Source organism: Streptomyces sp. CRN 30, assembly GCF_034105845.1.
In genome coordinates this window covers 26,843-38,453 of sequence record NZ_JAVRHI010000208.1, presented here as the reverse complement: position 1 = coordinate 38,453, position 11,611 = coordinate 26,843, and the positions used below count along the sequence as shown (strand labels likewise).

The window sequence follows — 11,611 nt, the reverse complement described above, 5'->3', positions numbered from 1 at the left end:
CGACCGGGAGTCGATCCCGGTCGGCCTCGACGGAGAGGCGGTACGGATGACGGTGCCGGTGCGCTGCGAGGTGCGTCCCCGGGCGCTGCGCGTCCTCGTGCCCAGGCAGCGCCCCGGCACCTACCGCGAACGCCCGCTGCTCGACTGGCGCTCCCTCGGCCGGCTGGGCCTGACCCGGCACGGGTGAGCCGGGTCCGACCGGGGACGGCGGGCGGACCCGTCGGCACCGCGTCCTACAGCGGTGTCCCGTACACCTTGTGCGCCTCCCGGTGGCCGTACATCGCCAGCGACCAGATCACCAGGATGTCCAGCGCGATGATGATCGCCGACCACACCGGGTGGTAGGGCGTGAAGAAGAAGTTCTCCACCGCGCTGAGCCCCGCCGCGATCATGCAGATGGCGCGGGACCAGCTGCGGCCGTTGAAGAGGGTGAACGCCGCCGCGGCGACCAGCGCCCCGGAGATCATCTCCACCCAGCCCTTGACGTTGGGGTCGAAGTCGAAGGGATAGTCGTTCTGCTGCTGGTAGTAGTTCTCGTCGAGGATCGCGGTGAGACCCGCGATCGCGTGGAACGTCCCGATGATCCCCAGCACACACGCGGCGAAGACGACTCCGCCGACGGCGACCGCGCTGACGTGGGGTTCCGGTGCGGGCTCGCCGGGGCGGGTCCGGTCGGGGGCGGGCTGTCCTGCCATGTCGAAGCCTCCTCCTCGGGTGCGCCAGAGCATCCCGCCGCGCCCGCCCCACCGGTTCACCCCCCGGGGATGACCCCGGCCCGGCGCCGTACGGCGGCGTCACCCGTGCGAGGTGATGCCGTGGACCGTGCCGTCGGGAGAATGAGCCTCAGGTACCGGGCCGTCGCAGTGGAGGTGACGCCATGGGGGGCGCGCAGGGAGGCTCGGGACGTGAACCGGCCGCACCGCCGCCCGGCGGCGCCGACTTCGAGATCCGGGTCCGGGGAAGGTTCGGCGAGTCCTTCCGGTCCGCGTTCGGCGAGCTGAGAGTCGTCCCCCGCCCGGCGGAGACCCTCCTCGTGGGCACCGGGCTCGACCAGGCCGCCCTGTACGGCATCCTCGACCGCGTCCAGGCGCTGGGCCTGGAACTGCTGGAGGTACGCCGGCTGCCAGGCCCCGAAGGCGCGTGACCGCGCAGCCGGAAGAACATCAGCCGTCCGTGGCCGAGTCGGGACCGTGAAACGCCTTTCGCCGTCCCCGCCGGCTCCCCCAGGGTGGAGGGACGAAGCCTGCACTAGGGGAGGTGAGGGGCATGTTCCCACTGGTACGCCCGGCGGCGCCCGATGTCTCCGGATGGCCCTGGCGCGTCCGCGTCCTGCGGGGGCGGCTGAGGTCACGGGAGGGCCGTCACGGCGCCGAGGACGTCGCCGTGACGGTCTGTCTGGTCTGGGTCGCCGACGCCCTGGTCCGTACGGCCGTGCACGCGGCGGACGTCCGCGGCGCCCGCGCCCTGGTGGCGGAGGCGTCGGCGGTCCTGGCCTCCGTACCGGCGCCGCGGCCGCTGCCCCGGCCCGCGCTGACGGGACGGCAGCTCGCGGTGTTGCGCGCACTCCAGGACGAGGCGTCGCTGCGGCAGATCGCCGACTCGTTGTACGTCTCCCACAACACGGTCAAGAGCCACTCCCGCGCCGTGTACCGCAAACTCGGCGTCCGCACCCGCGCCGACGCGGTGAGCCGCGCCAAGGAACTGGGGATCGTCTGACCCGTCCTCGCGCTCACAGGAGCTGGAGTTCCCGCGCCCGCCGGACGGCGGCGGAGCGCCGGGTCACGGAGAGCTTGCGGTAGACGCTCTTCAGGTGCGTCTTCACGGTGTTCACCGAGATGTACAGGTCCTCGGCGATCTCCTCCGTGCTCATCATCCGGGCCAGCCGGTCCAGCACGTCCCGCTCGCGGGCGCTGAGCGGCTCGGCACCGTCCGGTACGAGGTCCACCGCCGCCGGTGCCACGGCCGTCGCCGCCGGGCCGGTGCGGGCGGAGGCGAGCACGGAGGCGCAGGCCGGCCCGACCGCGCGCAGCACCGGCTGCGGCAGCCGGGAGGGGGCCAGCAGGTCATGGAGGTGGACGGCCGCTCGGCCGCCGCCGTTCTCCACCGCGGCGGCCAGCCGCGCCACCAGGGCGGCGACCTCCGTGAGGAACGGGTCGGGCAGCTCCCGCAGCACGCTGTGGGCGCGTACCAGTTCGTGCCGGGTGCGCAGGGGCGCCCCGCGGGCCAGCTCGACCCAGGCCCGCACCAGGTGCAGACAGGCCGACGAGGGGGCCGCCGCGCCCCAGGCGGGCAGCGGCGGCTGTGTGGCCAGCGTGACGAGTTCGTCGGCGGCCCGGAACCGGCCCCGTACCGTTTCGAGGAGGGCGAGTTCCACCAGGCAGTCCCGGCGCAGCGCCCCGTTGCCGGCCGCGCCCGCCGCCTTCAGTCCCGCGGTGAGCGTCGCCTCCGCCGCCTTCAGCCGGCCGGAGCGGATCTCGGCGCCGCCGCGGATCACCAGGGTGAGCGCCAGGATCTCCGGCCGCTCGGCCAGTTCGGCGGCGGGCACGGACAGCCCGGCCGCCTCCGCGTCGGCCGCCGCGAGCCGGGCCGCGCCGGGGTCCCGGGACCGCGAGCGCGCCATCCGGACCACCGCGTGCGCCAGCGCGCAGCGGGCCGTCCGGTCGGTGTCCTCCGCGGGCAGCTCCGCGATCAGCCGCCCCGCGTGCTCCAGCCGGTCCCGGCATGCCGCGTCGTCGCCGCGCGTCCGCGCGACGGCCGCCGCGAGCAGCACGGGTTCGGGTTCGTCGGCGGGCGGCCGCTCGGGGGTCTGGCCGGTCAGTTCCGAGGGCACCCGGAGCCGGGTCAGGCCGAGCACCTGCCCGATCGCGAGACGCCGTACGATCAGCCGGCCGGCCTCGTCCCGGTCGCCTACGGCGAGGAGGTGCCGTACGGCTTCGCCCAGCGGGCCGTGCGCGCCGAGCCAGTTCGCCGCCTGCCGGTGCAGCAGGCCCACGAGGCCGGGGGTCTCGTGGCGCAGACAGGCCCGCAGGACGTCGGCGAACATCTGGTGACAGCGGTACCAGCCCTGGCCTACGGGTTGGAGGAAGGAGTTCTCCCGGACCAGTTCCGTGAAATGGCGGGCGGCGTCCTCGCCCGCGAGGGCCGCCGCCAGCTCGGCGTTGAGCCGCTCCAGGACGCTGGTGGTCAGCAGCAGCCGGCGCATCCCGGGCGGCTGCTGGTCCAGGACCTCCTCGATCAGGTAGCTGGTGACGGCCTCGTCGTCGCCCGCGAAGTGGGCGACGAACCGGGCCGGGTCGTCCTGCTTCTCCATCGACATCGCGGCGAGCCGCAGTCCGGCCGCCCAGCCGCCGGTGCGGCGCCGCAGCGCGCTCACCGTCTGCCTGCGGACGTCGATGCCGTGCTGGGCGAGCAGGGCCGCCGTCTCCCGGTCGTCGAAGGCGAGGTCGTCGGTGCGGAGTTCGGTGACGTCACCGGTGAGGCGCATGCGGTGCAGGTGCAGGGGTGGGTCCCGGCGGGCCAGTACCAGCAGGCGCAGCGCGCCGCCGGTGTGCCGCAGCAGGCTGGTGACGCCCTCGGCGATGGGGGAGCCGGGGGCGGCGTGGAAGTCGTCCAGTACGAGGACCAGCGGCCCGCCGTGCCGGCCCAGCGCGGTGGCGAGGGCCGCGACGAGGACGGGCTCCTCGGCGGTCGCGACGGGTGCCGGCAGTTCCACGCCGGCCTCCCGCAGGGCGCCGGCCACGCGGGGCCAGAACACGCCGGGGCGTTCGGCCTGGCCGTCGCAGGTCACCCAGGCGAGGGGGCCGGGCAGGTCGCGGGTGTGCGCCCACTCCAGGGCGAGCGCGGTCTTGCCGGCGCCCACCGGTCCCACGACCACGGTCAGGGCACCGCGGACCCCGCGGGCCAGCCGATCGGTCAGGCGGGGTCTGGGCACCAGCCAGGCGGGCAGCGCGGGGGCGGTGTGACGGTCATGGGGCCGGGTGGGTGTCCACTCGCCCATGGCGGCACCTCGCTCCCCGAGAAGAGTGGTGCGGTGACAGGGCCAGTGTGGGGCAGAACGGGCCGGACGGTCCGCGCGCCGGCCCCCATCTCACCCGGGTGAAGTCCCGGCGTACGACGGCCCGCTCGGGCCCGCCCGCGCGCGCCCCCGATCCGGACCGTCCGCGGGTCGGGTCCGGATCGCCCGCGGGCCCGGTTCACTCCATCCGCAGCGCCGTGACCAGTTCCTCCTCGCGGTCCTTCGTCAGGGACGTGCGGATCACCGTGGGGCCGAAGGGGCGCAGGGCCTCGCGTACGCGGTCCGGGGTCGTGCGGCGCACGAGCGCGAAGACGGCCGCGCGGCCGGGCCCGAGTGTGCCCGCGATCTCCTTGACGAAGGAGTCGTTGATCCCGACGTCACTGAGCTTTCCCGCGGCGGCGCCGGCCACGGTGCCCACCGCGGCGCCGAAGACGGGCACCAGGAACAGCGCGCCGAACAGGGTGCCCCAGAACAGTCCGCGGCCCGCGCCAGCCGCCGTGAGGCTGTAGGTCTGCCGGACGTGGATCTTCCCGTCCAGCGTCCGCCAGGCGAGCGCGGCGTCCTCCAGGTCGAGAAGCTCCTGGCGGGAAAGGTCTTTGGCGAGCCGCAGGACCGACTCCGCCTTCTCCTTGTCCGCGAATCCGAGTACGACGAGTTCAGCCATCAGGTCCTCCCGCGTCCGTTGCCGCTTCTGTCGTGGGACGGAGCAGGGGTGCCGACGGGTTCGCCGGGCCGCTCGGCTGTGGCGAGCGGCCCGGCCCCCCCGCGTCACACCGTCCGCAGCGCCGTGACCAGTTCCTCCTCGCGGTCCTTCGTCAGGGACGTGCGGATCACCGTGGGGCCGAAGGGGCGCAGGGCCTCGCGTACGCGGTCCGGGGTCGTGCGGCGTACGAGGGCGAAGACGGCCGCGCGGCCGGGCTCCAACGTGCCGGCGATCTCCTTGACGAAGGAGTCGTTGATCCCGACGTCACTGAGTTTCCCCGCGGCGGCACCGGTCGCGGCGCCCACCGCCGCGCCGAAGACGGGCATCAGGAAGAGCAGCCCGAACAGGGTGCCCCAGAGCGCTCCGCCGGCCGCCCCGGCCGCCGTGAGGCTGTAGGTCTGCCGGACGTGGATCTTCCCGTCCAGCGTCCGCCAGGCGAGCGCGGCGTCGTCGAGGTCGAGGAGTTCCTGGCGGGAGAGGTCCTTGGCGAGCCGCAGGACCGACTCCGCCTTCTCCTTGTCCGCGAATCCGAGTACGACGAGATCAGCCATCAAGTCCTCCTGCGGCCCTTGCCGCTCTTGTCGTGGGACAGCGTGGTGGTGCCGACGGGTTCGCCGAGCTGCTCGGCCGCGGCCAGGAGCGCGGCGGCGATGGGCGCCATCGCCTCCTCGGTGAGGAAGCCCTCGGCCACGGGGACGCCGCCCGCGTCGCGGATCGCCTTGCGCAGGTACCGCGCCCAGACGTGCTCCAGCAGGACGAACGCGGCCGCCGCGCCCGGGTCGAGGGACTCGCCCAGGTCCCGGACCTCGCTCAGCGTCAGTCCGAACGCGCCGCCCCCGTCGAGTTCGGGGAGCGCCTCACGGACCCCCTGGACCCGTTCCCCGGAGATGCCGAGCAGCGCGGCGATCGTGTCGCCCATCTTCTCCGCCTGGTAGTCGAGGGAGAACAGCGTCCCCGAGGGCTCCTTGCGGACGAAGAGGATGTCGAGGACGCGGATCTGGCCGTTCGCCTCCAGGAGCCCGAGTTCCTCGACGATCCGTCCCTCGAACTCCGCCTCCGGTCCGAACTCGACCATCAGCAGCTGTACCGGCCCTGTTGCGGCCATCGGGTCTCCCTTCCCTCTCGGCTCCGCCGTGACGACCGTCAGCACACCCCGCCGGGCCGGGCGGCGCGTCACCCTCCGCAGGTGAGGGAGGAACGGCCGCCCTCGGCGACGGTGGCCGCGGAGGTGCGACGCCGATGGACCATGGGAAGCCCCCGGGCACGGACAACGGCAACGGCAAGGACAACGCCCACGACAACGGCCATGACAACGACCCCGGCACCGAGCTGGAGCGCCTGCGCGCCGAGGTCGCGCGGCTGCGGGACCGCACCGCGACCGATCGGCGGCGCCGCGCGCGCACCCGGACGCTGCGCCGGACCGTGGCCGCCGTGCTCGTCGCGCTGGCCGCCGTCGTCGCGGTGATGTCGGTGGTCGGGGTGTGGGGTTCGCGGACCACGCTGAACACCGACCGCTGGGTGGCCACCGTCGGCCCGCTGCCGAAGGACCCGGAGGTGAACACCGCCGTCGCCACGTACCTCTCCCAGGAGATCTTCACCCAGCTGGACGTGGAGCGGCGGCTCACCGAGGCCCTGCCGCCCCGCGCGGCCTTCCTCGCCGGCCCGCTCACCGGCGCCGTACAGGACTACGTACGGAAGATCGTCGCCGAGCTGATGGCGACCGACCGCTTCCAGGACCTGTGGGAGGCCGCGAACCGCAGGGCCCACGACCGGATCGTCGACGTCCTGGAGGAACGCGGCGACCTCGTGGAGACCGAGGGCGACACCGTACGGCTCGACCTGCTGCCGCTGGTGAACAACCTGCTGGATGTCCTGGAGGACCGTCTCCCCAGCGTCTTCGGCAAGGAACTGGACCTGCCGACGCTCTCCTCCGGCGAGGTCCCGCCCGAGCTGCGCCAGCGGATCGAGACCGCCCTCGGGGTGACCCTGCCCGAGGACTTCGCCCAGATCCGGTTCTACGACCGCGGCGAGCTGGGACAGCTCCAGGACGCCGTGCTGATGTTCAAGCGCGCCGTCGTCGGCCTGGTCGTCGCCGTCCCCGTGCTGCTCGCCCTCGCGCTGTGGGTCTCACCGGACCGCCGCCGCACCCTGCTCCAGCTCGGGCTCTGGCTCGTCGTCACCGTCACCGTGCTGACCAGCGTGGTCCGGGCCGTACGGGACCAGCTCCTCGGCCAGGTCGACCCCGGCGTCTACCGCGAGGGCGTGCGCTCCGCGCTCTGGACCGTCTTCACCACCCTGCGCGAACGCGGCGACCAGCTCCTGTGGTTCGGCGTCGGCCTCGCCGTCCTCGCCTACCTGGCCGGACCCGGCCGGCTCCCGGTCGCCCTGCGCCGGTACGCGGCCCAGGGAGCGCGCGCCGGCGGGCACCTCGCGGCGCGCGCGGGCGAGCGGATCGGCAAGGACGCGACGGTACGGCCCTGGACGGCCCGGCACGCCGACGCGCTCCGCACGGGCGGCGCCGTCCTCGCCGTACTGATCGCCCTGCTGCTGTCCTCCTGGACCGCACTCCTCGTCATCGCCCTGCTGCTGGCCGGATTCGAGATCGCCGTCACCCTGCTGGCCCGCGGGCAGGACCCCTCACCCCCGGCAGGTGAGGCACCCCGCGGGGCCCCCGCACACACTGGCGCTCCCGACGGGCACAGCCACGGGGAGGGCGCATGAACGGACACGACTCCGCCGGACGGATCGGGCCGCGGGCCGGCCACGGGCGCGCGCGCCTGTGGGGCCCGTACCTCAGCGAGCGGCAGTGGGGAACGGTCCGCGAGGACTACAGCCCCGGCGGCGACGCCTGGAGCTACTTCCCGCACGACCACGCGCGTTCGCGCGCCTACCGCTGGGGCGAGGACGGCCTCGGCGGCATCAGCGACGACAAGCAGCGGCTGTGCCTGGCGCTCGCCCTGTGGAACGGCCGCGACCCGATCCTGAAGGAGCGGGCGTTCGGCCTCACCAACGGCGAGGGCAACCACGGCGAGGACGTCAAGGAGTACTACTTCTACCTCGACAGCACACCCAGCCACTCCTACCTCAAGTACCTCTACAAGTACCCGCAGGCGGCCTACCCCTACAACGACCTGGTCGCCGTCAACCGCTTCCGCACCCGCCACGACTACGAGTACGAACTCCTCGACACCGGCGTCTTCGACGACGACCGCTACCACGACGTGACGGTGGAGTACGCCAAGGCGGACCACGACGACCTCCTGATGCGCGTCACCGTCGACAACCGCGGCCCCGACGCCGCACGCCTGCACGTACTGCCCACGCTGTGGTTCCGCAACACCTGGTCCTGGCAGCCCGACCCCGACGGGGAACGCCCCCGGCTGCGCGCGACCGGCGGACCCGCCGGCACCGCCACCGTCCGCGCCGACCATCCCGAACTCGGCGGCTACGAACTGCGCTGCGCCACCGAGGTCCCCCTGCTCTTCACCGAGAACGAGACCCACCGCGAGCGGATCTTCGGCACCCCCGACCCCGGCCCGTACGTCAAGGACGGCATCGGCCGGCACGTCGTCGACGGGGAGGCGGACACCGTCAACCCCGACCAGGAGGGCACCAAGGCCGCCGCGCACTACGTCCTGGACGTCCCCGCCAAGGGCTCGGTGACCCTGCGGCTCCGCCTCGGCCGCACCGGCACCCCGCTGGACCTCGGCCAGGAGTACGAGGCGGTGTTCCGGGACCGGATCGCCGAGGCCGACGCCTTCTACCGCGAGCTGACCCCCGACGGCGCGAGCGAGGACGAGGCCCGCGTACTGCGCCAGGCGCTCGCGGGCATGCTCTGGTCCAAGCAGTACTACGCCTTCGACCTGGAGACCTGGCTGGCCGAGCACGACCTCACCCCGTGGAGCACGCCGCGCCCCGGAATCCGCAACCGCGAGTGGTTCCACATGGCCAGCGACGACATCGTCTCCATGCCGGACAAGTGGGAGTACCCGTGGTTCGCCGCCTGGGACCTCGCCTTCCACGCGGTGGCGCTGTCGGTCGTCGACATCGACTTCGCCAAGCAGCAGCTCGAACTGCTGCTGAAGGAGAACTTCCTCCACCCCAACGGCCAGATCCCCGCCTACGAGTGGAACTTCGGCGACGTCAACCCGCCCGTGCACGCCTGGGCCGCCTACTTCGTCCACCAGCTGGAACAGCGCACCACCGGCCGCTCCGACGACGCCTTCCTGGAACGCGCCTTCCAGAAGCTGCTGACCAACTTCACCTGGTGGGTCAACCGCAAGGACCCCCAGGGCCGCAACGTCTTCCAGGGCGGCTTCCTCGGCCTCGACAACATCGGCGTCTTCGACCGCAGCGCGCCCCTGCCCACCGGCGGCACCCTCGAACAGGCCGACGGCACCGCCTGGATGGCGCTCTACTGCCAGTCCATGCTCCAGATCGCCCTCGAACTCTCCGAGCGCAACCCCGCCTACGAGGAACTCGTCGTCAAGTTCGTCGAGCACTACCTGTGGATCGCCGCCTCCATGGACCGGCTCGGCGACCTCGGCGACGAACTCTGGGACGAGGAGGACGGGTTCTTCTACGACGTGCTCCGTCTGCCCGACGGCCGGGCGGTCCGCCTCAAGGTCCGCTCCATGGTCGGCCTGCTGCCGCTGTGCGCCTCGACCGTCTTCCGCCCCGAGCAGCTCAGCCACCTGCCCGGCCTGAGCGACCGCCTGCGCCGCTTCGCCGCCCGCCACCCCTCGCTCTCGGTCACCCTGACCACGGCCCAGGCGGGCACGGCCGGCGGACCGCGGCTGCTCAGCGTCGTCGACGAGAAGAAACTGGTCCGCATCCTCGCCCGGCTCCTCGACGAGAACGAGTTCCTCAGCCCGTACGGCGTCCGCGCCCTCTCCCGGCAGCACCGGGAACACCCGTACACGTTCTGGGTGCACGGCGAGGAGTACAAGGTCTCCTACCTGCCCGCCGAGTCGGACACCGCCATGTTCGGCGGCAACTCCAACTGGCGCGGCCCCGTCTGGCTCCCGATGAACGTCCTCGTCGTCCGCGCCCTGCTCAACCTCTACGGCTTCTACGGCGACGACCTCACCGTGGAGTGCCCGACCGGGTCCGGCGTGCGCAAGAACCTGTACGAGGTCGCCGAGGAGATCGGCGCCCGCATCGCCCGGATCTTCCTGCGCGGCCCCGACGGCACCCGCCCGGTCTACGGCGGCCAGCCCAGGTTCCGCGACGACCCGCACTGGCGCGACCTGGTCTCCTTCTACGAGTACTTCCACGGCGACAACGGCGCCGGCATCGGCGCCTCGCACCAGACCGGCTGGACCGGACTGGTCGCCGCCCTGATGAAACTGTTCGGCACCCTCGGACCGGACGACTTCCGCTCCCCGCCCACCGGGAGGTCCGCACGATGACCGCACTGCCCGCCCAGCCCGTCGTCTACGAGGTCAACACCCGGGTCTGGCTGAAGGAGACCGGGCGGCGCACCGGACGCCCGACCGGCCTCGCCGACGTCCCCAAGGACGCCTGGGACGAGATCACCCCGCCCGGCGTCGACGCCGTCTGGCTGATGGGCGTGTGGGAGCGCAGCGAGCGGGGCCGGGCCATAGCCCTGCGCGACCCGGCCCTGCGCACCGCGTTCGCCGAGGCACTCCCCGGCGTCACGGAGGCGGACATCGCAGGATCGCCGTACTGCATCCGGCGCTACGAGGCCGACCCCGCGCTCGGCGGTCCGGCGGGCCTCGCCGCGGCCCGCGCCGAACTCGACAGCCGGGGCGTCGGGCTGCTCCTCGACTACGTGCCCAACCACGTGGCGCCCGACCACCCCTGGGTGACGGAGCACCCCGAGTACTTCGTGCGCGGTGACGCCGACGACGCCCGGCGGGAACCCGACGCCTTCCTCGACACCGGGCCGGCCGTCCTCGCCCGGGGCCGCGACCCGCTCTTCCCGCCGTGGCCGGACGTGGTGCAGCTCAACGCCTTCGACCCGGCGCTGCGCGAGGCGAGCGCCGACGCGCTCACCGCCATCGGCCGGTTCTGCGACGGCGTCCGCTGCGACATGGCGATGCTGCTGCTCAACGACGTCTTCGCGCGGACCTGGGGGAGCCGGGCGGGGCCGCCGCCCGAGACCGAGTTCTGGCCGCAGGTACTGGCCTCGGTGCGCGGCCGCCACCCCGGCATGCTCTTCGCCGCCGAGGCGTACTGGGACCTCGAATGGGAGCTGCAGCAGCAGGGTTTCGACTTCTGCTACGACAAGCGTCTCTACGACCGCGTGCTGCACGAGGACGCCGGGTCCGTCCGCGCGCACCTCGGCGCCGGCGAGGAGTACCAGCGGCGCCTCGTCAGGTTCCTGGAGAACCACGACGAGCCGCGCGTCGCCGGGGTCCTGCCCCCGGCCGCGCAGCGGGCCGCCGCCACCCTGGTCGCCACGCTGCCGGGCGCGACCCTGTGGCACGAGGGCCAGTTCACCGGCCGCCGCACCCACCTGCCGGTCTTCCTCGACCGGCGCCCCGACGAACCGGCCGACGACGACCTGCGCGCCTTCTACGAGGAGATCACCGCCCGGGTGGGGCGCAGCGGGATGCGGACCGGCCGGTGGCGGCTCCTCGACTGCGAGGGCTGGCCCGACAACGACTCCGGGCGGGCCCTGATCGCCTCCGCCTGGACCGGGCCCGCGGGCCGCTTCCTGACGGTGGTCAACCTCTCCGCGCACGCCGCGCAGGCCCGCGTCCGGCTGCCCTGGGACGACCTCGGCCCGTACGCGGTGGAGCTGACCGACCTCCTCACCGGCCACCGCTACCGCCGCTCGGACACCGAACTCACCCACGGCGGCCTGTACGTCGCCCTGCCGCCCTGGGGCACGCACCTGTTCTCCCTGACGTCGGGCGCCGACTAGT

Annotated in this window: 10 protein-coding genes and 1 pseudogene; 6 read left to right on the top strand and 5 right to left on the bottom strand. The window is 73.5% G+C overall.

The annotated features are described in order from the left end of the window. Window positions 1–187: pseudogene (locus tag UW392_RS22300) on the top strand (diacylglycerol kinase); the annotation flags it as partial. Window positions 188–233: 46 nt separating this feature from the next. Here UW392_RS22300 and UW392_RS22295 read toward each other — a convergent pair. Next, entirely contained in the window at window positions 234–695 is a 462-nt protein-coding gene (locus UW392_RS22295) for a hypothetical protein (RefSeq protein ID WP_320776840.1), read from the bottom strand. 182 nt (window positions 696–877) lie between these two features. Between UW392_RS22295 and UW392_RS22290 the strand changes: the two genes are divergently transcribed. Together UW392_RS22290 and UW392_RS22285 are read left to right on the top strand one after the other, a co-directional pair. Next, the gene (locus tag UW392_RS22290) at window positions 878–1,144 is read left to right on the top strand and encodes a hypothetical protein (RefSeq protein WP_320776839.1); all 267 of its coding nucleotides are present in this window, start codon (window positions 878–880) and stop codon (window positions 1,142–1,144) included. A 122-nt stretch (window positions 1,145–1,266) separates the two neighbouring features. Then, window positions 1,267–1,716, top strand: a complete 450-nt coding sequence (locus UW392_RS22285) for a helix-turn-helix transcriptional regulator (RefSeq protein ID WP_320776838.1) — start codon at window positions 1,267–1,269, stop codon at window positions 1,714–1,716. A gap of 13 nt (window positions 1,717–1,729) precedes the next feature. Here UW392_RS22285 and UW392_RS22280 read toward each other — a convergent pair whose 3' ends face one another. From UW392_RS22280 to UW392_RS22265, 4 genes are all read right to left on the bottom strand, one after another. After that, on the bottom strand, window positions 1,730–3,997 hold the full coding sequence (locus UW392_RS22280; protein ID WP_320776837.1) for a LuxR C-terminal-related transcriptional regulator: 2,268 nt from the start codon (window positions 3,995–3,997) through the stop codon (window positions 1,730–1,732). Between the two features lie 196 nt (window positions 3,998–4,193). Next, the gene (locus UW392_RS22275) at window positions 4,194–4,679 is read right to left on the bottom strand and encodes a DUF1269 domain-containing protein (protein WP_320776836.1); all 486 of its coding nucleotides are present in this window, start codon (window positions 4,677–4,679) and stop codon (window positions 4,194–4,196) included. Between the two features lie 104 nt (window positions 4,680–4,783). Next, window positions 4,784–5,269, bottom strand: coding sequence for a DUF1269 domain-containing protein (locus UW392_RS22270; RefSeq protein ID WP_320776835.1), 486 nt, complete (start codon window positions 5,267–5,269; stop codon window positions 4,784–4,786). Further along, window positions 5,269–5,823 carry a DUF1269 domain-containing protein gene (locus UW392_RS22265; RefSeq protein ID WP_320776834.1) on the bottom strand — a complete coding sequence of 185 codons (555 nt, stop codon included), beginning with the start codon at window positions 5,821–5,823 and terminating at the stop codon, window positions 5,269–5,271. Before UW392_RS22265 ends, UW392_RS22270 begins: the two co-directional genes overlap by 1 nt. Window positions 5,824–5,957: 134 nt before the next feature. Between UW392_RS22265 and UW392_RS22260 the strand changes: the two genes are divergently transcribed. The 3 genes from UW392_RS22260 to UW392_RS22250 are packed head-to-tail and all read left to right on the top strand — an operon-like array spanning window position 5,958 to window position 11,610. Next, the gene (locus UW392_RS22260; protein ID WP_320776833.1) at window positions 5,958–7,439 is read left to right on the top strand and encodes a hypothetical protein; all 1,482 of its coding nucleotides are present in this window, start codon (window positions 5,958–5,960) and stop codon (window positions 7,437–7,439) included. Beyond that, the gene (locus UW392_RS22255; protein ID WP_320776832.1) at window positions 7,436–10,129 is read left to right on the top strand and encodes an MGH1-like glycoside hydrolase domain-containing protein; all 2,694 of its coding nucleotides are present in this window, start codon (window positions 7,436–7,438) and stop codon (window positions 10,127–10,129) included. Before UW392_RS22260 ends, UW392_RS22255 begins: the two co-directional genes overlap by 4 nt. Next, complete coding sequence (locus tag UW392_RS22250) at window positions 10,126–11,610, top strand: alpha-amylase (protein WP_320776831.1); 1,485 nt, start codon at window positions 10,126–10,128, stop codon at window positions 11,608–11,610. The genes UW392_RS22255 and UW392_RS22250 overlap by 4 nt, the downstream gene beginning before the upstream one ends. The last annotated feature ends 1 nt before the right edge of the window (window position 11,611 follow it).